12 protein-coding genes are annotated in these 26,351 nt (G+C 58.0%); 4 read left to right on the forward strand and 8 right to left on the reverse strand.

Annotated features, from left to right (window positions below; genetic code table 11):
- Positions 1-49: 49 nt before the first annotated feature.
- From ABIZ35_RS17900 to ABIZ35_RS17910, 3 genes are all read right to left on the reverse strand, one after another.
- Positions 50-553, reverse strand: coding sequence for a DinB family protein (locus ABIZ35_RS17900; RefSeq protein WP_348221279.1), 504 nt, complete (start codon positions 551-553; stop codon positions 50-52).
- Between the two features lie 127 nt (positions 554-680).
- Entirely contained in the window at positions 681-1,097 is a 417-nt protein-coding gene (locus ABIZ35_RS17905) for a hypothetical protein (RefSeq protein WP_348221280.1), read from the reverse strand.
- Positions 1,098-1,145: 48 nt separating this feature from the next.
- The gene (locus ABIZ35_RS17910) at positions 1,146-1,625 is read right to left on the reverse strand and encodes an ATP-binding protein (RefSeq protein ID WP_348221281.1); all 480 of its coding nucleotides are present in this window, start codon (positions 1,623-1,625) and stop codon (positions 1,146-1,148) included.
- 137 nt (positions 1,626-1,762) lie between these two features.
- On the opposite strand from ABIZ35_RS17910, the gene ABIZ35_RS17915 reads away from it, so the two are divergent.
- The 4 genes from ABIZ35_RS17915 to uvrB all read left to right on the forward strand — a co-directional run bounded on the left by ABIZ35_RS17915 (position 1,763) and on the right by uvrB (position 6,456).
- Entirely contained in the window at positions 1,763-2,242 is a 480-nt protein-coding gene (locus ABIZ35_RS17915; protein WP_348221282.1) for a DUF2752 domain-containing protein, read from the forward strand.
- An 86-nt stretch (positions 2,243-2,328) separates the two neighbouring features.
- Positions 2,329-3,918 (forward strand): diguanylate cyclase, encoded by a 1,590-nt coding sequence (locus ABIZ35_RS17920; protein ID WP_348221283.1) that lies wholly within the window; start codon positions 2,329-2,331, stop codon positions 3,916-3,918.
- Positions 3,919-3,982: 64 nt separating this feature from the next.
- Positions 3,983-4,366 carry a BON domain-containing protein gene (locus tag ABIZ35_RS17925; RefSeq protein WP_348221284.1) on the forward strand — a complete coding sequence of 128 codons (384 nt, stop codon included), beginning with the start codon at positions 3,983-3,985 and terminating at the stop codon, positions 4,364-4,366.
- 92 nt (positions 4,367-4,458) lie between these two features.
- Positions 4,459-6,456 carry an excinuclease ABC subunit UvrB gene (gene uvrB, locus ABIZ35_RS17930; protein WP_348221285.1) on the forward strand — a complete coding sequence of 666 codons (1,998 nt, stop codon included), beginning with the start codon at positions 4,459-4,461 and terminating at the stop codon, positions 6,454-6,456.
- A gap of 79 nt (positions 6,457-6,535) precedes the next feature.
- On the opposite strand, the gene ABIZ35_RS17935 is transcribed toward uvrB, so the two are convergent.
- The 5 genes from ABIZ35_RS17935 to ABIZ35_RS17955 form a co-directional block, all read right to left on the reverse strand.
- A complete protein-coding gene (locus ABIZ35_RS17935; RefSeq protein ID WP_348221286.1) occupies positions 6,536-14,869 on the reverse strand; it encodes a hypothetical protein in 8,334 nt (2,777 codons plus the stop codon).
- A gap of 14 nt (positions 14,870-14,883) precedes the next feature.
- The gene (locus tag ABIZ35_RS17940) at positions 14,884-19,626 is read right to left on the reverse strand and encodes a hypothetical protein (RefSeq protein WP_348221287.1); all 4,743 of its coding nucleotides are present in this window, start codon (positions 19,624-19,626) and stop codon (positions 14,884-14,886) included.
- Positions 19,627-19,722: 96 nt separating this feature from the next.
- Positions 19,723-22,752 (reverse strand): hypothetical protein, encoded by a 3,030-nt coding sequence (locus tag ABIZ35_RS17945; RefSeq protein ID WP_348221288.1) that lies wholly within the window; start codon positions 22,750-22,752, stop codon positions 19,723-19,725.
- Positions 22,753-22,775: 23 nt separating this feature from the next.
- The gene (locus tag ABIZ35_RS17950) at positions 22,776-24,809 is read right to left on the reverse strand and encodes a hypothetical protein (RefSeq protein ID WP_348221289.1); all 2,034 of its coding nucleotides are present in this window, start codon (positions 24,807-24,809) and stop codon (positions 22,776-22,778) included.
- Positions 24,810-24,848: 39 nt separating this feature from the next.
- The coding region (locus ABIZ35_RS17955) for a hypothetical protein (protein WP_348221290.1) at positions 24,849-26,351 on the reverse strand (1,503 nt) is incomplete at its 5' end.

Genomic DNA, 26,351 nt, shown 5'->3' on the forward strand with positions numbered 1-26,351 from the left:
TCCCCCTCTCCCAGAATTGGGAGAGGGGGCCGGGGGGTGAGGGCCCAGCCTAGAGCGCCGCGAAGTGCTTGCCCTGCGCGGCGTAGGCCGCGCGGAAGTCGGCGATCTGACGCACATGGTAGTTGTCGTGCACAGCGACCATGACAGCCTGATCGGCGATCGTCATCTTTCCGTTTTCGGTATGGTTTCCGGCCCGCTCCCAATCAGCGGCGTTGAGATTACGCAGCAGATGGGACATGCGCAGGCGGCGTTCGCGCAGAAGGACGAGCTGCGCTTTCCAGTCGGCGTGCGCATAGTCGCGGTCGACCGCGACCTGTCCTTCGTCAAGGCCGACGAGCGTAGGATAGTCGTCTTCCAAAGTTTGCATCAAACGCCCCGTGAAGACTTCGTCCCAGTCGGCGACATGGGTAATTGCTTCGCGCAGCGTGAAGCGTTCGGGATCGGGACGAAAATCGGCTTCTTCCTCGGTCATGTCTTGCAGATGATATTCGAAAAGATCGGGCGTTCCCGCGATGGCGCCCATCAAATACTTGTGCACGTGATATGGAAACATCAAGCCGCCTCCTTGGGTAGTGTCGCCGCGATTTTACCCGAAGAAGGCGAGCATGCGCCAGATACAATCGGCGCAAAAAAGGCGCGGACACTATGGTCCGCGCCTTCTTCCTCGTATTGAGACTGAGTTATCGCTCGAGATAAAGCAGCTTGTCCCAGATCTCGTAGTCCACATCTTTCTTCGCTACGAAATACTGGCCCTCTCCCACCACTGTCTCATCACCCGACGCGCGAAGCTCGCCGCGTCGCCGATCATGGAGGTTGACATAGGCGTCGCCCGCGCTCAGCAGCGCGCCGGCGGGAACGATACGGACGCGATGCAGCGCATCTCGCGTGAAGTCCTCCAGAAGCGCATAGGCTTCCTTGACATCAGCCGCGTCCAGCGCATCCGTATTGGGCGGCAGCTCGCCTTGCTGCCCGGTGTGGCTGTCTGCTTTTAAATAGGCGTCGTTCAATTCTTGATCCGCGATCTCGTCATGGCGCGCAGCCTTCCCGGCGGCGGCGGCTTGCTCGTAGCGATGCTGAGCTTCTTTGTCCTGCGGCATTGTGTTTTCTCCTGTCGACTGATCGACGTGTATCACCGATAAACGTTCCTAAATAGCCGTTTTTGCTTCTGGGAGGTGTTTCACCAGAAAGGTTGAAGATCCTCCCTCATTGGCGTCCCCCCGGCATACCATCATGGCGTCAGTCAGCGTTTCCATCAACGGCAAGCCACGCCCGCTCGTCGCGGGGAACCCGGCCGGCATGGGATAGGGAGGCTGCGGCGGTTCAAACCCGGGGCCTCCATTATGTACCCTCAGGATCAAATTGCCTTGATAGCTCCATACGGCGAGGCAAACAAAGCCTTCCGAACCGCCATGCCGAACGGCGTTCGCCAGTGCTTCTCCCAAAGCGAGGTCCAGCGAAGTGCACTCATCGTCCGTGATGCCCGAGCTTTGGCAGATGGCCAACGCATCATGGCGCGCCTGCGGAACAATGCGAGCATCTGCGGGAAACTGCCTCTCGAACAACAATCCCCCTTGATTGAGCGCATGTTGAGGGCTAATATCTTTGGGCGATTCAAAATTTCCCATCGCCTTCCTCGTTTACTTTCCAAGAATGCGCGGCGCATTCCTTCGTTTTTTATACTACTGAAGCCTGAAGGCTTCATGAATTTGTAAGTTCCTACCACTGTTCAGTTACCCAGTGGCCAAATGTGCTAAACTCTAGCATGAGCGTGGGCAGAGAACGTCAGACCGAGCAAGACAGGGTATCAGACGTGGACGATGCGGCGAGAGAGAGCAGACGGGCGAAACACGAATGCCTGGCCGCTTGCGCCGTCATATTCCTCAGCGTCACGCTCCCACTGCCGGACTTATCCGGACATATTCTTCACCTCCCTTCAATATGCCCCTTTTATTACCTGACGGGTCTCCCCTGCCCCGGCTGCGGACTGACACGCGCCTTCGTGTTGATCGGTCACGGCGACTTGCGGCAATCGCTGGCGCTTCACCCATTGGGCTGGCTGGCTTACACCGCGTTTCTCACGGTTTTTATCGACGGAGCCCCCATGCTCATCGGCCTGCGCGACCGCGCCCTTCTGCCACGCTCGGCCCGCTCGCGTATCCTCTGGTTCTGTCTGCTGGCGACCCTTGCCGCCGGATTGCTGCGGCTGGCGGAATATGTGATGGGCTGGCGGCATAATTTCTGATTCTGAGAATTCAGCCTCAAGCAGGGCGACGCATCTGCCGATATATAGGTTAGAATTTACGCCATCAGAAAGTCTAAGGGCAGACTATGTCCGCAACGCAGAATACCAATACTCCCATCAACGCCGATTGGCGATCTGAACGCGAGCACTTTTCCGCCCTTGTCAATGCTCAGCACGAACTGCTGACGACGCAAGGCGATACGGATGACGCGATGCAGATGGTGGTGGACCGAGCGCTCACGCTTACCGACGCCGACGGCGCCGTTGTTCTCACGGGAGGCTCCGCCAGCCTTTATTACAGCTATGTCAGCGGCGACTTTGTGTCTCAGCTTTACCAGAGCGTCAGTACGGAAACCGGTCTGCTGGGAGCTTGCCGCGAGTCCAAATCCCTGATTTACGTACCTGATGCGTCGCAGGATGAGCGGGTCGATCCCCAATGGCTTGCGTCACTGAGCGTGCAATCTGTGGCGATCATTCCGCTCTTCAGCGGCGACGAAATGCTGGGCGCGATGATGATCGCATCACGTAAGGACGACGGGTTTTCCGAGGATAACCTGCGGACGCTGGAGATCGTTTCCGGCTGGGCGTGCGCCATCGCCGGCAAAGCCGCCGAACAGGAAGCCCGACAAAGTTTGCTGACCGCACGCACGGCGGCGCTGGAAGAACTGCGAGAAAGCGAAAACCTGTTCCGCTCGGCTATCGGCGCCATGCAGGAGGGGCTGGTGGTTCACGACGCCTACGGCCAGCTGCAAATGAGCAATCAGCGCGCCGGGGAAATCCTGGATCTGAACGACGAGGACCTTTTCGGAAGGGTCGGTCCTGGGCGAAAATGCCGGATTCTGCATGAAAAGGGCGCGGAGTTCGAACAGGATGAGTTTCCGTCCCGTGTAACCCTCGCCACCGGAAAAGCGCAGCATGACGTTTTGATGGGTGTGGAGTATGCGGACGGCTCCGTGAAGTGGCTGACCGTTGGCTCCGCTCCCTTGATGATGATGGGCATGGATCAGCCCTACGCCGTGGTGACTACGTTCAACGACGTCACCGCGCAAAAGCAGCATGAGCATGAATTGAAGGCGCATGTCGGCCAGATCGAAGATCTCAATGTGGTGCTGGAGTACCAGACGAGCGAGCTGGAGCGAGCCAACGAACAGCTCGCGACACTGGCGACGACTGATGGGCTGACAGGCCTGAAAAACCATCGTACGTTTCAGGATCGTCTGCGCGAAGAGATGACTCGCGCCCGTCGCCATCTCTCGCCGCTGTCGGCCGTGCTGCTTGATGTGGATCAATTCAAGCAATTCAACGACAACTTCGGCCATCCCGCCGGTGACGAAGTCCTGCGGCAGATTGCGCGGATCCTTCAGAGCTGCGTGCGCAACGAAGATCTGGTCGCGCGCTATGGGGGCGAAGAGTTCGTTCTTATCCTGCCCAGCACGGACGTACACGGCGCGGCCGTCATCGCCGAGCGCTGCCGGGCCGCAGTCGAAAGCGCCGAATGGCCCCATCGCCAGGTGACGGCAAGCTTCGGCGCCGCCATGCTGACCGTAACAATGGAGACCCCCGCGCAGCTGATCGTCGCCGCCGACTCGGCGCTCTATGACGCCAAGCATAGCGGTCGTAATCGTGTCTCACTGGCTCCCACAGTGGTGGAATGCGAGCTGGAGTGCGCCGCTTAACGCGCTTCCCACACGGTTACCTCATGCGAGATTTGGGAATGATAGCCAAGGAGGCGTCATACTCATGATCTCACTGCATCGCAGCTTCTCATATTCCATTCTGATCGGCGCCGGATTACTCGGCGCCGGCTGTTCCCAAAGCACCATCAACGGCGTTGAACACGACACGAAGAACAATGCCGCCATCGTTCAGCACGAAGCGGACAAGGCGCTGAAGACCGCCAAGCCGCAGTTAGATAAACTGAGCCTGGGCGCGCGAGTCACCGCCGCCATCCAGGCGAACGCCAATCTCCCCAAAACCATCCGCGTGGACGCCGGCTCGGACGGCGTCAAACTGCGCGGCAAAGTTCAGAACGCCAAACAAAAGGCGCTCGCCGGACGCATTGCCGCCGACACTCTTCCCTCCGGAAAAACCGTCCAAAACGATTTGACCATTGAGCCGAGCTGATAAAGTTATCGTTTCCGCGCGATCGCTCATACGTTCGATCCACGCCGGACCGGGTATAATTTTGGGATACGGTCAGCGCGGGAGGTTTCGGCATGGGACAGTTCAAAGTCATCTCGAAGTACACGCCGTCGGGCGATCAGCCGGAGGCGATCCGTCAGCTTGCGGAGGGGATTGAGGCGGGAGAGCGCTATCAAACGCTTCTTGGCGCCACCGGTACGGGCAAAACCTTCACAATCGCGAATCTGATCGAAAAGGTGCAGCGCCCCACCCTCGTGATCGCGCACAACAAGACGCTCGCCGCGCAGCTGTGTTCGGAGTTCCGAGACTTCTTCGGTGAAAACGCCGTCGAGTATTTCGTTTCTTATTACGATTACTATCAGCCGGAAGCCTATATCGCATCCACCGACACATTTATCGAAAAAGATTCCAGCGTCAACGACGAGATCGACCGTCTGCGTCACTCAGCCACGCAGGCTGTTCTGGAGCGGCGTGACGTAATTATCGTCGCCTCCGTTTCTTGCATCTACGGCCTCGGCGCGCCGGAAGAGTACGCCAAGATCATCCTGTCGTTTGAAAAGGGCAAGGAATACGACCGAGACGACATTCTGCGGCGTCTGGTGGATATGCAGTTCACGCGCAATGATATTGTCCTCACACGCTCCACCTTTCGAGTACGCGGCGACGTCCTGGAGCTTCAGCCGGCCGACGAGGAAGTCGTCATTCGCGTCGAGTTTTTCGGCGATGAAGTCGAGAAGATCGTCGTGGTCGATCCACTGACCGGTGAGGTTTTACAGACCAAGAACGAGATCACGGTTTTCCCCGCCTCGCACTTCGTCACCAGCCCGGACCGCTTGGAAGCGGCGATTGTCGGCATCGAAAACGAGATGCACGACCGAATTGCTCTGTTCAAGCAGCAGGGGAAACTATTGGAAGCGCAGCGCATCGAGATGCGCACACGCTTCGATCTGGAGATGATCCGGGAAGTTGGGTTCTGCAGTGGTATTGAAAACTACTCGCGCTGGTTCGACGGCCGAGCGCCCGGCACCGCCCCCAATACCCTGCTGGACTACTTCCCTAAAGATTTTATGATCGTGATCGACGAATCGCACCAGACGCTCCCGCAGCTGCGCGCGATGTACAACGGCGACAAAGCTCGTAAGGATACGCTGATCGAATACGGCTTTCGATTGCCCAGCGCCGGCGACAACCGCCCTTTGCGATTTGAAGAGTTCCAGGAGCGCGTCAATCAATGCGTCTTCGTCTCCGCGACACCCTCAGTGTATGAACGTGAGAACTCCAGCAAGATTGTCCAGCAGATCATTCGCCCGACGGGACTGGTCGATCCGGAGATCATCATTCGCCCCACCAAGGGACAGGTGGATGACCTGCTCAACGAGATCCGAACGCGCGTAGAGCGCGAGCAGCGCGTGCTCGTGACGACGCTCACCAAGAAGATGTCCGAGGACTTGACCGAGTATCTTCTAGATCTGAATGTCAAGGTCACTTACCTGCATAGCGACATTCAGACGATGCAGCGTACGGAGATCCTGCGCGACCTGCGCCTGGGCGTGTTCGACGTCCTTATCGGCATTAACCTATTGCGCGAGGGGCTGGACCTGCCCGAAGTCTCGCTGGTGGCGATCTTGGACGCCGACAAAGAAGGCTTTCTGCGCTCGGAAACGTCGCTCATTCAGACGATCGGGCGCGCCGCGCGTAATCTGGGCGGCCAGGTCATTATGTATGCCGATAGGATCACGGGCTCGATGGAGCGCGCGATCGGAGAAACCGACCGCCGCCGCGCCATTCAAACGGCGTACAACATCGAACACGGCATCACGCCCTATACCGTAGACAAAGCGATTCGTGAGGTCATTGAGTCGCGCAAGGTGGCCGAGCAGAAGAGCTACTACAACGTCTCGCGCAGCAAGAACCCGGAGACGATGCCGCTGGATCAGCTAATGACGACTCTGGCGGACATGGAAAAGGAAATGAAGCAGGCAGCGCGCGCGCTGGAGTTCGAGCGGGCCGCCGAACTGCGCGACGAGATGAATCAGCTTAAGAAGCTGCTTCCCGCCAGCGGCCGCAAATAACCCAATCTACAAAAAGATAGGATTGCCAAAAAAGAAGGGCCGGGACGCGATTGCGTCCCGGCCCTTTTGCATGTCTCAACTAAGGCGTATCTGAGGAGAACCTTGGATTGAGGACTTCGGAATACAAGTCCCCCGCCCCATTTCGGTTGCTCGACCAGAACAGCCAGATGTTATGCGGCAGGTCGGTCGACTTCTTGATGTAGCCCGCACTGAGAACGTCGTACTGGTACGATCCTCCCAGGACATCCGCGTATGCGGACGGATCAAGGAAGGCGGTGACGCCGCTCTCATTGACGACCGTCTTCATCGGAATCGCTCGTTCTGAGGAGTCCGCGCCTCCGGATTTCGATTCCGCGCTGGGTGAGCCGATGTCTGTACCACGTGCTTCGTCCATCCACTGGACATTGGAGACGATAGCAGGACCAGGCGCGCCACTAGCAGATTTGTCGTCGTATGTGAAGTTGACGGTCACCTGCTGGCCTTCAGTCCGGGTCCCGCCGATATTCAGCGGGAAGTACAGACGTCCGCGCTTCCAGTCAATATCGACATTGCCTGTCGGAGTGTTGGTATCGTAGATCGTTCCCAGCGAACCCATGCTGACAGTGACAATGGGCTGACCGGCATCATTGAGCTTGATGCTAATCGTCCTGTTGTTCGCGTCGTGCAGGTCCACTGTCAAACGCTGGTTTTTGTAGAAGAGAGACGGCTTAACGCCTGCGCCCGCTCCACCCGACTTCCGGTAGATATACCACATCCGACCGGTAGAGACACGCGATCCAATCAGGCCGTTTTCGTTGTACTTGAAGGCCTCGTCCAGTATCGTCGTCGCCGCCGAATCTGCCAGCGCGTCCGTCGTAATACGCTTCGCCCGCGGCTGGAACGTCGCATAGACCACGGCGTTCTTGGGCAGGGATGGGCGGAAGCGAACGCGTCCGCGCGCCAGGTCGATGTAGACCGTCTGCGACTGGTTCGGGCCGCCGGTGACGCCGGTAAACGTCAGCAGTCCGCTCGCGCGGTCATAAGTCGGCGGCGTCGGCGCCACCAGCGCCGTGTTATTGATGTTGATTGGCAGCGTCGTCATCCGCAGCCAAGCCACATCGCGCGCCTGCCACCAAAGGTTAGTGGCGTCCGGCTGGAGGTACTCGTTGATTGCCGGCATGGCCATGAGCAGCAGGCCGACCTTCGTGTCATCCGGACTGGCCCCATTCCCCGCCAGATTAGCAGGATCGGCCTTGTACGGATGAAAAGGCTGATAGTAGCTGTAGTAAATATCCGAGTTGCCATCCGGACTGACGCCCGTATAGGTCACTTGGATCTGCGGCGTAGCCCCAGGGATCAGAACGGCGCTCGGGTCGGATACCGCCGAGAGCCCGGCGGGGATAGGCAGTGTCGCCGGGTTGCGCCAGGTCCCCGTCACATCGCCGCTATTGGTTGTCGTAGTCGCCGAATACTGGATACTCGATCCGCCGCGCGCGCCGGTGTACCAGAACGCCCAGAGGTCTTCACTAATCGAATTCGCTCCGCCGTTCGCGGACGGGAATGTTACTCCAGATCCCGAGAGGTTGCTGGACACTTTCAGCCCATGAACTCCATATTTGGGAGTGATATGGTCGTTCTGTGTAATATCGGACGCCGTTCCAGTCAGCATCGGAACGCCGCTAGTCATATCAACTTTCGAGCAGATCAGGTCCGTGGCGCTGCCAACGAGGTTACCGTAGAAACCATAAGCAGCGCCCGAGCTGATAAACCGATCGCCGTTAGCGTCATAAACATGCTGTTCCTGCGCCACCGAGGCGCCGGCGTTCAGACCCGCGACCGCCGTTGGGTTCATAGGCGCTGCAAACCAGCTCGCAGCGGAATTCGCCGTAAATCCATTCAGCGGGAAGTTCGACCCCAGGCTGGGAAGGGCCGTGGAGAAGATCGACGCCGGAGTCGAGCGGGTCGAAGTCCAGAGCAGATTTACCTTACCCGATCCCAAAGGACCACCGACGCCAGTTCCCCAGAACAGATCACGGAAGGCGGAGGGCAGATAGTTGGAGCCTACGGACGCTCCCGCATCGTCGATCATTGGCAGGTCGCCAAAGATCTTGTTCTTGGTCAGACGGGCTTCGGTCACACTGACTTTCACTGTGGTGCCGGGCTCGCTGTATGGCTGAACCGATTCCAGCTTCCCGCCCGTGTCGATCTGTGCGAAACCATCCAGCTGGATCGCATCCGCTGAAGCCGGAGTGATCAAGGCATGTCCCGCCTTTTGGCCAACGTACGTTGGGCCGACCAGCCAGTTATACCCCGCCGTATCCATTCCTTCGAACAGCCGCAGCGTTTGATGGTATGTGCCGATCGGTGTGCCGAACGGAACGGCGACGCTGACATACGGGTTGCTGGAGACGCCGTAATCGTCGGCGGATCGGTCTGGAACTGACAGCACGGACGGCGAGCCATCGCCGACACGCGATTTATGGAATGTCGCGCCCGGATACTTTCCAGCGACCACAGGGTTCTGCACGATCGCCGTTAAGTCATGGTCGATCGAGGTGCGCACCAAATACCGTTTCGTTCCTGTCAACTGAGCATTATCGTACGCCTGGATGGAGGAAGTATTATCCACTCCCTCCGAAAGGAGCGCGATGCTGAGATCCTGTCGAGGGTTGCCGGCAGGATATTGGTAGATCCGCTGATCGAACTGCGCATTGACAAGGTTAACGTTGCCATTGTTATGCACCGTCACGGGCTTGAAGAACTGGCCATAGTTGCCGGGCGTCGAAACGGCCGGCGAAACGAACGGGTCGCCGGGAGGCAGGAATGAACCAAGATCCGAGTAAGCGTCCGTGTGCAGACCGAAGCCCTGTGGCACAGCGCCGACATCCGTCGTGTTCTCAACGATGCTGGTCGACATATCTGGAAGGACGCCCGACTGCAAATCAACATCACGGTACGCTTCGCCGAAGTCCCACACGCTGTTCTGATTGCTGTCGACAAACACGCGCACCCGAGTATGGTAGCCGTTCGCAACTCCGTTCGCCAGACCGCCGGTCAGGTTAGCCGGCTGGTACTTCGGCGTATGGACGGTAAGCTTGATCGCGCTCGGCTGGTACGGAAGCCCGGGTGCTGTTACCTGTCCACTGGAAGTATTCAGGTTTGTCGTTGGCGACCCTCCAAGAATAGGCCGGAATTGCAGGAGTTCAGACACGTTGTTGCTGGCGATGTCTGGATAATCAGGACTGCGATTTGCTCCAGCCGCAAACGATACAGGCATTGTCTCCCATGGAAGTGGATTAATCGTCGCTTGAGCGCCATCAATTCCTGTAGGGTCATTCCATTGCAATGGAGCTTGCTCCATGCGGATCCGAAGCACTCCACCAGTGGTGGGCAGCTTGCTTCGGTCCGAAATTTGCAGTCCGCCCTGAACGATTCCATTGATCTTAGTGAGATTTGTCCCACTCGATCCATGATTGATTTCACCGGTCGCCGTGGCGACGGATTGGTAGAATGTCGGATAGGTCGTGGCGGCCGCGCCGCTCGTTCCGGCTGACGGATTCGTCGGATCGCCCCCACCCAGGCTGTAGCCGTTTTTAGGCACAGCCCCTGAATAGATGGTATTGCCATTCGCAAGCGCCTGCGCGTCTGCCCCATTGATTGGAGCAGCGACAGCATTGTTTGGGCCAATCCCAAGAAGACCAACTGCAACATCTGCATTGTCCACCCTCGGCGCGTTTCCTGCCAAAGCCAGAGGGTTCAAGATACCGAAGGTCGGATCGACTTGAGAGTTGCCGATCTGCGACTGCAGTGTGACAGTGCCTACATAGGCGTTTCCTGCAACAGTGCGAACCTGCGCCGTTTGGCGCGCCAGCGTCACACGCCTCATGGAGCCGGGCGTATTCAAACGACCCGTGCCGTCACGGATCGCGTAGGTATACGCGCCGAACCATTTCTGCTGAGTAGCGTTCGAGTCCGCCAGTGGATCAATCGTTGACGGATCCGAGCGTACATAGAAGCCGTCGGCGGGCAGCGATGCCGCGAGCAGCTGATTGATATTCGGAATGGTTCCGTTGTCATTCGCTGTGATCGTAGGCCCGACATCACCGATCTGCACCGTCACGGGCTGGCCATCCGTGAAGTAGTACACTCCAGGATTTGCCGGATCGGGATCGGGCATACGGAGGGTGGCGTCGCCATCCGCAGGATTGGCGGGAACGATGTTGCTGACCCGGATATAGGCGTTGTCTCCCCACTCAAAGACCGGCAGATCCTGGCCGACTTTATTCTCGTCGCCCATATTCGTGCTCGTACCAGGGTGCGCCGCCGAGCCGTCAAAGATATGGATGTGCAGAGTTTCAATCGGCGAATAAGCCGGGGGCACATCAATACCTGGCGGCAGCGTCGGCTGCCCGGGAATGAATGTGCCGGGATCGAAGCCGCCGTTTTGTGTCGCTGGTGTCAGACCTTTCGTCAGGCCTGTCGTGGTGTCGCCGACATAGAGCCAGTCAGTGGTATTCGTCAGTCCTACGCCAAGACTCGGACTAATATCCGTGACCTCCGCCGCCGCCAGCGTCGGCGATGAGACCGGGCCGCAGTTTCCGAAGATGGCGTCCACGGCGATACGCGCGAACGGCTGATATCCGCTGGGATCATCTGTGTTGACCGTGTTGTTCGACAGCGGCGTGGCGCTGAACTGATAAAGCAGGGTTCCCGCTGTGCAGTACACCATCCCACCGCTGCCGCCCGCGGGAGTATTGTTGGCGTTGACAAGCAAGGCCGGCGAGGATTCGAACCGGCTGCCGTTCGGAGCGTCTATGCGATATACGCCGCGCTGTGAGTCATCTGATCCCAGCAAGTCGAGCGCGTACATTGCATTGTCCTGGCCCGCCGTACCGACATAGAGCATCGGTACGTTTTGGCCGCGAACACCAACAGCCGTGTTGTTCACGGCGTCAACGTGCAGGTAATCCTTGGGCGCCGGCGGATCGTATTGGATGATCTTTGGGAACTGCACCACGCCGACCGCCGGAGTGGCGTGCAGGAACCCGCCGATCGGCAGGGTTGTTTGGACCGTCGTATCAAAGGCGACGGCGTTCGGATCGGTCGTCGTAGGATACGCCCAGTTAAAGCTTGCCGCAGTGGCGCCGGGCTGAATGCTCCAAATACGTCCCGTGTTTCCATCCGAATCTCGTGCGGGGGCGGTTCCCGCCGCCGAGCCGGCTGGGATTTCGGCGCCGGTATTCGCGGCGAAATAGATGCTCGTCGCAGCCGCGCCGGGATAGCGATATACGACCGGCGAGCCGGTGATGCTGCCCAGTGCGGGGCGGACTTTCAGCGCCGCCGAGAGTTCGCGAGCGCGTGGGAACTCCCATGCTGCAACGGAAGTGTTGTATCCCTTCGTGCCGGGCTTGACAGTCGCATTCGGACTGTTCGGCGGCGCGTCCGGGCCGGTGCTGTCCAGGGCGTAGATACGGCCGTAATTGGAAGTCCCCCCCAGTTCATGACTGGAGCCAAAGTAAATGCGATATGTGCCCGCGCCGTTCGAGTCCAGGGATGGAGCCGATTCGATCGCCGCGCTGCCCGCTCCCCCGGCGGCGGAGCCGCTCACGCTGAACCACCAAATTGGCTTGGCCGTTGCTTTGGTGACATCGGAAAGATTACCCAGTAGACGAGCGCTGCGCAGGTAAGGCGAAATATCGTTGACGCCGGCGGGATCGGAATACGCGGGCGCCCCGGTGGCGTCCAGCGCATACAAAACGCCATTCTTGTTGCCGATATAGATCGTACCGTTGCCTGAGCCATCCACAGCAATAGTCGGCGATGCGGTTTGGAATGCCTGCGGCGCGAACAGATCGCTCGCGGAATCAAACGTCTTGTTTTTTTCTGGAGTGGAGTTGTCCTGGCTGCCATTGTCCTTAATGACTTTGACATGGTTCTGATCCGGGCGCCAGATCCAGTACGCCGTCGTAGTTCCGACCTTGTCGGAGTTGGGGTCGATGCTGTCCCCATCACGATTGCCGACCGCGTCCAGGCAATAGACATGGCCGCCGTCATCGGAAACCACAACACACAATTTCTTTTGTGTGGCCGAGAAGTTATCGGTCAGAACGTTGAACTTAGCCACTGCGGGCGTCGAATGGATCTCCGTGTTCGTGCTGACCGCACTGACCTTGGTATTGATGCCCGGCAGCGTGTAGCGCCAAACGACGCCGCCTGTCAAGCCGTCCACACAATAGACACGGCCGATTCGGTTCGCGGAAGTCGTAATGGAAGCAGAGTCCGCAATCACGACTGCCGGCGCGACGGCGGCGCCGGCGGTGTCATCGAGTGTCACCGTCACTGTTGTTGAAACGGCGAGGAAAACGTTGCTCAGCAGGACCACATCCCCGCCTCCCGCCTGCGAGATTGTGACCGCAGTAGACTGGGCGGCGCCGTTGTTATAGGCGATGGTGTAGTGCGCCGATGTCGACGCATCGGGGGCCGCAGTCGGCAAATGCACGGTGACCGAATACGTGCCGGCGGTCGCAACAGGTATCTTCCAAATCGCGGTTGCCGTCCCCGTACCGACAGGAGCCGTGAGGTATTCCGCGTTCACCGCCGTGTCCGCCGCGATCGTACCACTCACGCCCGTCCAGGTACCGGCGGTCACGAACTTAGCCCCAGAAAGGGTATCGTCGATTGTGGAGTCCGTGCCGTCGCCGGTCAATGTCTCATTACGTCCAAAGTATACGAGCTGCCGAATCTGGCGTGTTGCGTCCGGATTGTCCACACCTACAGTGATATTGCCGCGATAACGAGGAAGATTGGTCGCAGGGTCTCGATCTTCCGTCGTCACTGTGCCGGCCTGGACTCCCAGATAAAGTGCATCCTTGATGTCCGGATATTCTGTCGCGTTTACCGCGACCGGACTGCTGTCGACGGTGGCCGCAGTCGTATGCGACAGCATCATCGTGTCTGCGACGACATAAAATTGCGATATGGCTCCCGTAGGCAGCGTGTTTGCCGTTTCATTCGACAGGGTGACTTTGACCGTGTCATTGGCGAAGACGGAGAATGGAGCGCCCAGCAGTGTCGCGCTGTTCGCCTCTGTTTGGCTCTTCGTGACATCAACGACCTTACGCGTAACCGCGTTGTGGGTCACCGTAATGACATAATGGGCGTCCGTGATCCGGAATTCTTTCGCCGCGTCGCCAACCGCCAGCGTATCGGAATTGGGAATATGGACCGTGGCCTGGTAAAGTCCCGACAGCGTCGGCTTGAACTGCCAAGTCGCCGTAGCGTTCGCGGGCGTGGAGGTCGGGGTTCTCAGATAGGTCCCGTTCGAGGCCGATCCTGCCGTTTCCGGCGTCGTGGTGGCCGTCCAAGTTCCCGTCGTATCGAAATCCGTAGGAGACACGTTGTGAACGTCTTCTTCATCCACAATCTGATCGGCGCCAGCGGTGCTGAGAAGCGAGATCGAGTCCGCGATGACAAGAGAACCAGCGACGCTTGTATTCAGACTGTCATCTAAAACGACTGTTACCGTCGATCCCGCCGTAAGAAATACTGGCGACTTCAAACTGACCGTCCCGCCAAATTTCTGCGAAACAATCACCTTATCCGCAGTAAACCCAGCATTACTTGAACTGAGGTCGTAATGAGCGGCTGTCGAGGCGTTGGGAGCGCTGACCGGAAGGTGCGCCACAATCGAGTAGTTACCCGTGGCTGGAACGGTGATGATCCAGGTCGCGGTGGACCCCGCTCCACTGGCGGCAATGGTTTGATATTCGAGGCCAGTCGCAGTATCGGCGACTGGGTTTCCAGTGATGGATGTCCATGTTCCGGTCGTCGAAAACTGGGGCGTCGCAATCACGGAATCATCCACGGTTCCGCCGCCAACGAGTGCATCCGCGTAGGCAAATGGCGCCAGCCAATAGGCGATGTACTTTGTACTGAACGTATTGGGACGGAAATTGTGAAGGTCCGCATTGTTGACGGGATATGGAGACACAGCTCCGAATCCTCCCGGCGGGTTTGCGGGATCGTAGTTACCCAACAGGAAGCTCGGAATCTGCGTCCAGAGGGTGGCTCCTGGCGTTGGGTATCCAACCGGCTCCGTGAAGAGGCCGGACGGCGTTCCCAGCAGTTGGCTGATATACTCTTCAGCCGTCTGCGTCGGATCGATTCCCGTCGTCGACGGATCTTCATAACGCCCGGCGTGGAACGACGGCCAGCTGTAGGGACGCGGAGTATTAGGCGAAGTTCCAGTAGGCGACTGCGCGCCGGCGCTCGTCGCCAGAAGCGCCATTGCGCCGGCAACAAACGCCGCAGACCGCTTGAATAAAGAAAGGGACTTGTTTCGATACATAATTTTCAGACCTAGCCCGATCGCTCTCCAGGCAAAGGAAACGCTCATTTGGACATCAAACGCAGCCGCGATCGGCGGCTGCGTCACGAGGATTTTATTCCCTAGAGGGGCGTCAGTGCACCCGTGGGCTGCACTAATGCGGCGCCGTTCGTCGGCCGACTGATGGTTGGCAATCCCGCGTTCCAATATGAGTTGTCATACGGTATGGACGGAGGGTTCTTACCGCCACGATAGATCGATCCATACTTAATCTGAAAGACTTCGCCGCCGATCCGCGGAGGTGTCTTAGAAGTTGGCGGCAATTCTTCTCCAATCGTGAAATTCGGGTCACCCATCGCCGATCCCGTGTCTCCCTGCGGAGTTGCAGCGCTGATTAAGTATTCGCCGATAATGCACGGCGTGACGCCAATGGTTATTCTATCGTGTCCGGTGATTTGTAGACTCGTTGCCGAGAACGGAATATTGGTGCGCTCAAATGAAACATCGCCCCGTTTAACAGGCGTCATCATCTGATTGTAATCCACGTTCGTGAATCCCCATTGCGCGACAGGACGGTAAAATCCAAGGCTACCGCCATGCCCCCCAACAGTGTCCACAAGGCGCAAATCAAAGGCTCCATCCGCATCGGTCACCAAGAAGTTCAAGACCGGCGTTCCGGCGACACTGGTGACATATGTTTGTAGGAAGCGTGGCCTCGTCAGAGAGATTGCATTATTTGTCCCTTGGCCAAGCGTATTACCCGCCACCGCTTTGGCGGCCGTATCGACATCGTACTTATTACGATCCCCGACGCTCGTTTGCAAATACGCGCCAAAGTCCGAGTAGGTTCGCAGTCGATAATCCGCGCTGGCCCCACTGCCGAATTGGTCGACGTGGATAAAGCCCGATGCGGTTCCGGCAGCCGCCGTGGCTCCTGGCGCCGTGTAATCGAGCATGACGATACTGCCGCCGGGCGTGTCCGCGCTGGCCGGCGGCTGCGTTCCCACAGGGAGCGTTGCGGCGCCGAGGACGGATGATCCGAACTGCCCCACCCGGTAGTTGCCGATCAGCCCCACGATATACTGCGAGCCGTCCGGGGCAAACAGATAATCCGCGCTGACATAATTATACTTTCGCGCCAGCGTGTCGTAGGTATGGCTGACCCATCTCAGCCGATGATTATTCGTTGTCGCGGCAACGCCGTTCAAGAACGCATCACTGATCTCGATAATTCGGTGATTGCCGGTATCAGCGATCAAATACGTGACAGTCGTGATGTGATTCGTCGCGTCATAATAGCTTCGTCCCCGAATGCTGGTCGGATGGTTGAGCGTCGTCGGCTGCCCAGAGTTCGCCAGTACCCCATTGGGATCACGGAAACTGGTCAATTCCCAAACAACCTTACCCGTGCGATCGATTTCCACGCAGCGGTTGTTGCCGGTATCCGCGATCAGGAAGTTATTCTGATTGAGCTGCGTGACAGACGCCGGATGGTTGAAATCGGAATGCGTAACGACGACTTTGCCGGTGGCGCCCGGCAGCGCACCCGTACCAGTGGTATCTAAGTAACCGCCGGCCACCGTCGATTTCGTCGTGGAGTCCACGGACCAGACCAGATCGCCATCGGCGTCGAACTCCGACAAACGATCGGCGTCAAGCACAACGGTCTTCTTATTCTGCAGGGCAATAGTTCCAGGGAAGATCTGCCCTCCGGCGGTATCGTAACCGTTCAAGATCAGCGAGCCGCTGCCGGACGCGGGGATAGAGTCGATGACACTAAGGCCCGTCGCCTGCTTTTCCCAGAGCTGCTTGCGATGCTGATCTTTGCTGCCCGGCGCCGCTCCATCCAGGAAGCGGAAGTTGGCGTTCACCAGGGACGGAGAAATCTGCACGCCCACGCGGTAGACCAAACCGGACGTATCCGCAAAGAAAATGTAGTCTCCCACCAGTGTCAGGCCCGCAGAGACAGGAGCATTCGTCGTCTGGTACACGCACCACTTCATATTGGTGCTGACCGGAACGGAAACGGGGCCGACAGGAACGTTATTTGTGCCATCGTAGAGCGTATACGAGATTTGAACCGGCTGCGGCTCGCTCAGGTTCGGATAGATCCCCGCGCCTCCCGATCCGGGCACGGCAAAGTTGGAGAACTCGACATATCCATTTCTGGGAGTGTTGAATTGCAGTCCCTGGATCAGCGGCACAACAGACGGCGTTCCGAATTCCGAAAGGTTGTCGGCGCGCGGCTGGGTAATCGTGTAAGAAGCGACGGTTCCGGTGGCCACTCCTCCCGTACCAAAGATATTGGCGGTCACCAACTGGTTCGTGTCGAAACACAGCACAGCGGCGCGATTTCCGCCAGCAGTATTGTCCACCGCCAGCGCATAAACCCGGCCGTTGCGATCCAGCACCGGAGCGCCGATGAAGTGCATATCCATCAGACGCGGGGAATAATCGATCCCATCAGCATCCACTGTTCCCGCATCGCCGGCGGACGGCAGACGGAACCGCCATCGCACGCGGCGATCCGCGATCGTCAAACCATCCTGAATACACTCAATGGCGCTGTTGCCGATCAGTGGGTCCGTCACCGTCACATAAGCGTAACCGTTCTTGTCGATCGCTGGAGCGGACACAAACGCACTGAAGTCGCCAGTCGGCGGACTTCCTATTCCGAACGCCTTGGACTGGTCACTGGCACCCACCACCGTGCGCACGACGGCCTGCCCGGATCCACCCGCCGGCACGGCGAAATAGTCCGCTCCGATCGTCGACGAGCCAACGCCGGTAAACTGGTTTCCACTCGGCCCGCCCGCTCCGCCCGGAACTTCGTATCCATTAAGAATGTCGAATGTTCGAGAAATACCAGTCGCGGGGAGGGTATCCTCAATATTGCCGGTGGGCGACATGTTTACCAGCTTCGTTGGGTACCCGCCCCCGTTCGATGTCAGCGTTTCATTGAAGGCTCCCAGAAAAACCGTGTAGATAAATCGGTTCGTCGAAACATAAAGGATCAAATCGTTGCTGTATGCCTGTCCATTGGCGCCATTCAGCGCGACCGCGGGCGGAGCAGTGACCGCTTGATTTGCGACGGCGTTAGCGGGAGTAAGCCCCGGCTGTAAGGAAAACGCCCATGTGTAATTTTTCGCATAATCATAGACAGCCACCGTGCCGTCCGCGCGGCCAGCATAGAGCTTGCCGCCATAATAGGTCGGCGCCGGAGCATAACCAGGGACCGGCGCCCCACCGCTTCCATACAAGGGAGACGTGCCCGCGATTGGGGTGGGAATAGCGGCGGGGTCACCCGTCACCAGGTTGAATGCCTTCACGCTGCCGTTAGCGAGCTCCACGAATACCTGCGGCTGCTTCCCAGGAGGTGTGGCGATTGTCGGAGCCGACGCAAACGGTCCTACGGATGTGTTCCAGAGTTCGTCGCAGGAGGAGCCATTCTGATAGTCCGCGATTTTCCCATCGTCAGGATTGCCGTTGGCGTCCAAATCTTCACCGGGAATGAGATCATAGACATGGACGATTCCGCCCTTGTCCACCGAAGCGACATAGTGGCCGAAGATGGCGGACCCAGGACTTCCGGCAATATAGAAGGGAGCGGATGTCACAGACGGAGGCGCAATGCCTCCGCCAACTGCGCTCCAGGTCGGCGTCACGGAAGACGCCATCACATCGGTCGAGGCCGAATTCTGATGCGAGCCGCCATTTTCCGAACTGTGGACGCCAGCCCAGCTCATGACATTCACAAGGAACTTCATATCGGCGATCGGAGCGCGTGTGAATGCGGATGAGACACCCGAAGCAATTGCGCCGCCCGCGCTGCTATTGCAGTAGGGACCGGAGTTGGGGGCAATGTAAGCGTTCGGAGGAGCAAAATTCCCCGTGACGTCGCTCCCGCCCAAAAAGCCGTTGATGGAATGGGTGCTCGCCGTGGTGTCCACAATGACCTCACCAGCGCCCAGCTGTCCCGCCTTAATTACGGCATCTGTGCCGCCGCTATATAAAACGTCGCTCAGCAAACCATAAGGATCCGTAACACTCGCGTCGAATATGCTCAAAGCCCGTCCAATTTGCCCGGCGCCGAATTCTGCGGAATGTCCGAGCGAGATCAATTCGTTTTGCGCGAGGATATTCGGCTCGCTCAGAATGGGATGCCGAAATAGGACATTCGTGTCAACCTCAGGAAGATTGGCGCCCGTGAAATTGCCTCCGGTAAACGCGACAGGGAAAAAGAGGTCTTCAATCTTATTAGCCGCTGTCGGCGCTTCAATTAGCAGCTGTCCGCCACCATCGACGTACTGCCGAAGAAGTTCTTTCTGCTGCGCGGTAAACCGAATCCCGGTTTGCGTCGTGGTCGAGAGGCTAGGATCCTGGCGAATATTCAGCAGCAGAATATCGAATTGGCGCAGATCATCGGCGCTCGTCGACGAATTCACGCGTACTTCCCAGTACGCCGCCATATTCTGTGTAACAGGAGCGCCAAGCGTGTACGCGCTCTTTCCCGATCCTATCCCATACGGATCTCCCGGGATCTGCTGCGTGACCGGGTTCCAGGTCGCCAGGATATCCGCTGTGACGATCTTCGGCGCCATCGGATTGACGATGCTCCAGCCCGCCGGTTTTACATCCGTACGCTGGTTCAAGATATAAAACGGGTATGGATCGTAATTCGGCAGGTCTGGCTTAGGCGTGACTGTACTGTAGGCGTCCTGAAGGATGAGAACGCCGGCGTTGATCTGCCGCTCCTGTGTATTGTAGGTGTAAGCCCCTGCGTGAACCGGCGCGGAAGCCGTCACGCTGAGGCCGAGAAGCGCAGCGACGGCGGCGGCGTGTGCAAATCGAAAGTTGCGAAGCATAGGTTTACCTTGCCAAATGATCGGCGCATCGCCGGCGCATTGCGCCGGCGAGCCATTCGAATGTCTCGTAACTAGAGGCAGCCGTATAAAAGAGAGTTAAGGCCGGTCGTCCGGAGCCTGTCCGACATAGAGCATGCTCTCACAAACCGGCAAGCGCGGCGTGAACGGCAGCGGCCGGAAGTTTGTGTCATACCGGAACGGGGTCCAGGTCCCTGCATTGTTGTAGTACGGGAACGCACATTGCGGGTCATAAATAATCGACAGTCCCGTAGCAGGCCCGCTAGCGCCCACGTGCCCCGCCGCCTCTGCGGCAATCGCCGTATCGGCGGCAGCCGGCGCGCCGCCGATCTTGCTTCCATGATACTGGGGAATCCATCCCCACTTCTGCATCCAGGCATTCTGCGCGCTGATGTCCGCCGGCCGAGCCTCAGACACCGCGCCGCTGATCGTGATCTTCAGATCGATCGGCTGACCCGCAAACGGATACCGCTGCTGATCCAGCTCCGAATTATTCAGAGCAGCTCCACGCGTCAAATATTTCAGAGTTCCAGCACTATCGGTCACATAATTATTCTGCTTACTGTATTTGCTGACAGTGTCCGCAGTATCGGTGTTGAACGACTGGCCAGGAATCACGAAGAACGACTTGTTCTGAGCGTAAAGCACTGCTTCAATTCGAACGTCCATCGGCAGAATGGCGACACGATCTAGCTGAACATCGGCTTTGGAGCCTGTGATGTCCGCCGTGGTCTGGCCGGTCCATAGCTGCAATGGCTGATCTTGGAGGAGTGCATTGAGGTTAGCTCCGCTCGCGCCAAGCTCCTGCAAACCGCCGATCGGCTGAGTCGTATGAAGGACATTTGTAAATGTTCGTGTCCAAAATGCCGCGGCGTCATCCGTGGGGTCCGGATTCGCCGTCGGAACTCCGAAACTGCTTGCGGTGCGCGGATTCATCAGCGCAAACTTCACCGTCGCAGTTTCTGCATCGGTTCCATTGGTTTGACCGCCGAAATACAGCGCCAGATTATTTGCGCCATACTTTATGGCCGGTGTGCTGCCTGGAAAGGCAAATGAGAACTCTTGAACCAGATAAGAGTTGATGTTGTTGTCCGGACCGAGATTGATGAGCTCTTGCTGATTAGTGTAAGAGTGCGCCGGAACGAACGTCACCGGGACCGAAAGATCATTACGCGGATTGGTGACTTCCGTGCCCGCCGTGAACTGCGTGGTGTTGACGCAGACATAATCGCGGGCAAGGACGGCGATGGTGGACTGCGGGTTGCCCTTGAGCAGGCTGCCGTCAATGTACGCAGTTGCGTTCGTCACGATGGTGACATGACGCGCCGCCTTATCGTCCGCAGTTGGCGATCCTGTACCGTTCGGATCGGCGCTCACGATGCCGTGAATGCGAACGTTGCCTTCCGCCACAATCACGACGTCCCAGTTGGGATTCGCCGCCGTGCCGTGTGCAAAGTCCGTGAACGGAATATACAGGATGTTGCTGGAGCCAGGCGTGCCGTCGGGATTAGGCCACTTGATCGGAACTCCACCCTTATCCACATCATTGCGGACCAGGGTCACACCGTAGACGTTCGGGCTGAAAGCCGCTGCGCGAGGCAGCAGTCCAAACGTGATTTCGACGCCCGGCGGAACGTAGATGTCCCCTACCCATTTGCCCTGATTCGCGTAAGTAGTGGCGGCGCCGGGATTGCGGTTGAGCCACTCATCCACCAGCGTATATCCGCTAGTGAGCTTTGAGCTTTCATTCTGGATGTCGGCGGTATTGTTGATATACACTACCTGACCGTACCCATTTGATCCGGCGGTTCCAGTCGCGGTTCCGCGCGGCGCGGAATTGATCGCCATGGAGCGGTATCGCGAAAGATTCGTCACCGGGTCGACATTGTCCAGCTTCGGCGGCTCCAGGCGCTTGATGTAGCGCGGATAGCCGTACTGATCATTCCCCGCCGATCCAGCATTGCCGTCGCGTACGGCCCCGGCAAATGTATTGAACCCATTCGGGCTGGAGCTGGGCTCGACGTAGGTGGTTCCCGATCCAGTCGTGGGATTCAGCACCATTTGTGAAGGCTGCTGGCCCAGGTAACCGGCGGTGGAGGCCGACGCCGGATCGTAGTGATCCAGGATCAGGTCGCCGAAGATATTCACGCCGTCGGCCACGGTAACGGCGCCCGGAGAGGCCGGCCGATTTAAGTAGAAATCGTTCTCGCCGAAAAAGCGAACGGGGACATTGGAAAAGAACGATCCGCCGCCAGGAACGGCGGTGACGCCGGACGGCGGAGCGGATCCGACATTTGGGTTCGGCGCGTAGAAATTTACGCCGCCGCCAGTCGTCATCGCCAGATAAGCATCCGGAGCTCCCATCGTCGTGACGATCGGATACGGCTTCAGTTTATTGGGGGCCCCGTCGAAGTCCAAAACGCCAGGCGTCGTCAGTTTGTTGATAGCGTCGTAGAGACTGGGCACGCCGATACTCGCCACTTCCGATCGGCGATCAATATCGGTAATGAAGCGGCCATAGTCCGTAATGCCGATCGCGACATAGCCGACCAGTTTCGCGATCGATTTGCCGCTGCGGCCGCGGCGAAATGTCGTCGGGTCGCTGCTGCTGACATGGCCGTCGCGCCCGACGGATTCGATCCTAATGTAGCGCGCCAGCGGGTCGCTTGCGGTCGGGTCGCCCGCAGCGCCGTTAGGGTTTTTATAGTTGTTATAGATGCCCAGCGGATCGTACGTCAGACGAACCAGGAAACGGCCGTTACCTGTGTCGTAGCGGGCGTATCCTGCTTTCAAGTAATCCCCGTCCGGGTCGTTGGGGCTGACTGAGGCGACAGGCGTTACGGGGGGACGCCAGTCGGCGCCATCGACACTGTTCATCAGCTGGTCGTGAGCGAATCTTATGCCGGACTGCGCGTAATCATCCGCAGTCTGCACAACGCCGGCCGTATTGCCGTTGTGTACATTATTGGCGACGATCGTGACGAACAGGCCGCCGACGAACGCCAGCAGCAGCAGCACGAGCAGGGCGATCACGATCGTCTGCCCTCGCTGCGCGCGGAGAGAGCGATTGTTTTTATTCATAACGACAATAGTGGAGTTGCTCTTCATCGAAACCATGCCTATACTGCGCGCTAGCGGTTGCTGTTGCCAACCTTCACATTGCTGCTGACGGGGACAATTTGCGCCAGATTGCCCGAGGTCGGGTAAATACGTATGCCGATATTCACGGCAATCAAATCACGCGATTGATAATCGACTTTCACGGTCATGGGAAGCGCCGGGTTCGCAAGCGAAATCGGCTGCGCTGAACTGGCCGTCGTCAGGTTCGCCTGGTAGCTCCATTGGACTGAAATCGGAGTCGTGGCGGTTGCGCTCGACCAACTGATATTGCTATCGTTATCAAACAGGATCGTCCCATTTTTATAGTCAATCCTGTACTGATCGCCCTTCGGAGTCTCTCCCGGTCCGACGGCGCGGTAAAGAACCTTTGTCGTCACGGTTGACCCGCTGGTTGGGCTGACGAGCTGAGATGCATTCTCATCGACTTCCGGGCCGAACACACGGACTGAACCAGGGACAATGACGGCGTTCTGCACGCTTCCCGTCGAAGCTGCCGGCCCCAGCGGGGATTTTGGCAGCGTCTTCATGTCGATCAAGTACTCTCCCGTCGACGGAGACAGCGTGGGCGCCGTGTTCCAATCCGTTTCGAACGGCTTCGTGGTGTCAGGCAGAGCAGTCACCGCAAAGCGGATGGTTCCCGCATCGGGATTGACCAGAGCCGGAATATAGTTATTCGTGGGACTTCCCACCACCGGCGCGCCCTTGGTGATATTGCAAACAGGAATGACGGTCGCGCCGGCGATCTGATATTCCACTAAATCGCCCGCGTTGATTTGCGACGCCGCAACATCGGCAGTCGCGCGCTCGATCCGGAAAAACGTATCCGTCGCCGAATTGAAGTTCGCAGGATACAGGTTAATCGTAAACGGCTCGTTCCAGGACTGCCCCGTCGTTCGGTACAACGTCGGGATGTACGGCAGACCGTCGTTATCCACCGCATTGGCTGGCACGCCCGCACTAGCGTACTCAACGTTGGTCGCCGGCGTGGCGTCGTTGGTCACCGTGGGCCGGAAATTCACGCTCGTATTGACAACCGGCCAGGCGTCTCCCGTGACTGGATCGGTCATGGCGCCGTAGTGCGCGGTCTTAACAACATTCGCATCCGCAGACGTTGTGTCGTAAGAGATCGAGCCATCCGACTTATGCGGCAGCAGCAGCAGATCGACCTGCGGCGCCCCGATGACACGCTGCGCGATTTTTTCCCAGCTGGCCAACCGACTATTATGGCCAGCGGCGTTGCCGCCATAGGCTGCATGCGCCGGATCCAGCCAGTTGACATCGTTGTCGTTGACCTTGCGGAAAAAGTCCGGGTCGTCCAGCTCGATTTTCCCGGCGGCGTTTACGGCAAAGAGATTGGCGTTGACGCTGCCGTCTTTGTTAAAAGGAGCGAACTGTGCGCGATAGAGAACATAGGTGTTGTCCGCACCGGACGAAGCGCCGGAATTCTCATGCGTATTCCGGTAAGGAAGCTCTGGATTCTTCAAGCCCACGAAATAGCGCACCATTGTCGTACCGGGGGCGGACGGCAGAAGCAGGTCGGTCGGCTGGATGACCTTGGTCACCGGATCGATTTTTGCCTCGGAATCCGTCGTGGGATCCGTAAAACCAGGCTGATGGCGCGGATTCACAAAATCAAGCTTTGCATCGTAAACGTGCCCAAGCCCCAGCCCCCCTGCATCGCTGGTTGGGATTTGCAGGTTCAAAAAGTTCGTGAACCGATCCACGGGATATTGCGACCCGTTTGTACCCGCGAACGCTGCGGTCGCCGCGAAAGGATGGCTGGCGCCGTCATAGATAAAGGCGGCGCTGCCAAGCTCGCGTGTAATGACCTCCATGGTCTTACGCCCGGAATCCTGGGCGGCTGCGGTCGCCTGCGCCTGCTGAGTAAGAGACAGCGAATTCACCAGCGGAATGAGCAGCAGGCTAAAGAGCAGCACCGAGATGCCGATCACGACCAGCAGCTCCACCATAGTGAAGGCAAGACGCGCTCGGCCACGTGCGGCAAGGCTCTTATGTTCGGTCAATTGGACGTTTATATGTCGCATAAATCTGTTCATCGCTCGATTAATTGCACAGCGCCGGCGTCAATTGCGCGGCAGCAGCGTGTCCACAATCTGGCTCTTCCACTGATCGTTCTCGCGCCAGACAACAAGCGCGTTGGCGGAGACTCCGCGCACGGAGCTGATCGATATCGGCTTCGTCGTATCGCAATTCGCCGGGACGGGGCCGATATTGATATAGCCGATATCCTTAAAATTAATTTGATCCGGATTGTTGATCGCCGACGTGACGGAAGAGATCGCCATGATCGCCGCATTTCCGGAAGTATCCGTATAATTCAGCACACCTGAGATTTCGACCGTCTTGCCGTAGTCGCAGTTGGGGAAACAAACCCCAAGCGCGCCCCCAGTTGATCTCACCCAATAGAGATTGGGCGGAGCAGCGCTGTTCGTCACCAGATCAAGCTTGTTGGAAGTCGGAAGGAACCGCGCCGGCGCTTTTTGAAGCGCTACGCCCCAGTCCGCCGATCCCATATAATAGATGCGAATATGCACGCCGTTCGAATTGGGCGTCGGGTTCGGATCATTATAAGCCGGGCTGGTCGGCTCGGTGTTTCCAATGGGGAACGTGATGCGTCCGTTCTTGTAGCTCACTCCCACGTATTGCTTGTTCGGAGTGTCGCTGTCGAGATCGGTCGCCGGTCCCTTCACAGGATCGATCGAGTTGAAGATCGCGGTATAGCCTGTATCGAGGTTACAGACCATGAAGTCAGCCGCTTCATCAGTCGTTGCGGAATCGAAGATGCCCTTGAAAAGACTCTGATCATGCTGCACGTCGCCCAGCTTCTTCAAATTATCGATTCCGAGGCGCACCGTACGATCTTCACTCTTGTAAGGCAGCGCGTGATCTTCGTGCAGGATGTGCCAGTTATAGACCAGATAGCTGATACGCGCCTTCAACGGCTGCGTTCCGCTGCTGCCGCCGGCAAGGGGATTGAAGTCAATGACGCCCACGTTTGCCGCATGTGGACCATAGCTGCCATAACGCACCTGGAACTGATAGGGATCGTTACCAAATGCGCTCAGCGTATGGTTTGAAACCAGCACGCCTGTGTCGCCGCGACTGAAAGGGCGATACAAAACCGCAGTTCCCACCATCCACTTTGCCGAAGAGGACACCCCTGTGCTGGTCAAGTCGACCGGTTTCCATCCAGAATCTCCCGCAGCGAGAGCCCCAGAAACGGTGACTGTCTTTTGGACGACAGGGTTGCCATCCTGGACCGTAACGGTAAAAACAAAATTTTGTGCGTAGCTCGCGGATGGGATCGCGATCTGATGCGTGTCATAGTCGATCAGATACTGCGCCTGACCAGGCGAGAGCAGATCATTCGGATTATCCGTGGGAACGCTAATGGGCAGTCCCGTGGACGGATCAGTCGTAGTTATCAGTGTACTGCTGGCCAGCTGTGCGGTCCAGGGAGCGCTGTTAATTTGGATCGTGTCGTCGCCGTTAAGGATCGCAGGTCCATAATTTAAGACATGAACGCTTGCCGTTGTATAAACAGCGGTGGGAACGGGACGCGACGG

Origin of the sequence: Capsulimonas sp. (genome assembly GCF_039929585.1) — a bacterium.
In the GTDB taxonomy this organism is placed as follows: Bacteria; Armatimonadota; Armatimonadia; order Armatimonadales; family Capsulimonadaceae; genus Capsulimonas.

Coding starts and splice junctions, on each gene's coding strand:
- ABIZ35_RS17950 (WP_348221289.1), bottom strand. CDS start 24,809: ATGCGACATATAAACGTCCAATTGACCGAACATAAGAGCCTTGCCGCA.
- ABIZ35_RS17915 (WP_348221282.1), top strand. CDS start 1,763: ATGAGCGTGGGCAGAGAACGTCAGACCGAGCAAGACAGGGTATCAGAC.
- ABIZ35_RS17945 (WP_348221288.1), bottom strand. CDS start 22,752: ATGAAGAGCAACTCCACTATTGTCGTTATGAATAAAAACAATCGCTCT.
- ABIZ35_RS17910 (WP_348221281.1), bottom strand. CDS start 1,625: ATGGGAAATTTTGAATCGCCCAAAGATATTAGCCCTCAACATGCGCTC.
- ABIZ35_RS17920 (WP_348221283.1), top strand. CDS start 2,329: ATGTCCGCAACGCAGAATACCAATACTCCCATCAACGCCGATTGGCGA.
- uvrB (WP_348221285.1), top strand. CDS start 4,459: ATGGGACAGTTCAAAGTCATCTCGAAGTACACGCCGTCGGGCGATCAG.
- ABIZ35_RS17900 (WP_348221279.1), bottom strand. CDS start 553: ATGTTTCCATATCACGTGCACAAGTATTTGATGGGCGCCATCGCGGGA.
- ABIZ35_RS17925 (WP_348221284.1), top strand. CDS start 3,983: ATGATCTCACTGCATCGCAGCTTCTCATATTCCATTCTGATCGGCGCC.
- ABIZ35_RS17940 (WP_348221287.1), bottom strand. CDS start 19,626: ATGCTTCGCAACTTTCGATTTGCACACGCCGCCGCCGTCGCTGCGCTT.
- ABIZ35_RS17905 (WP_348221280.1), bottom strand. CDS start 1,097: ATGCCGCAGGACAAAGAAGCTCAGCATCGCTACGAGCAAGCCGCCGCC.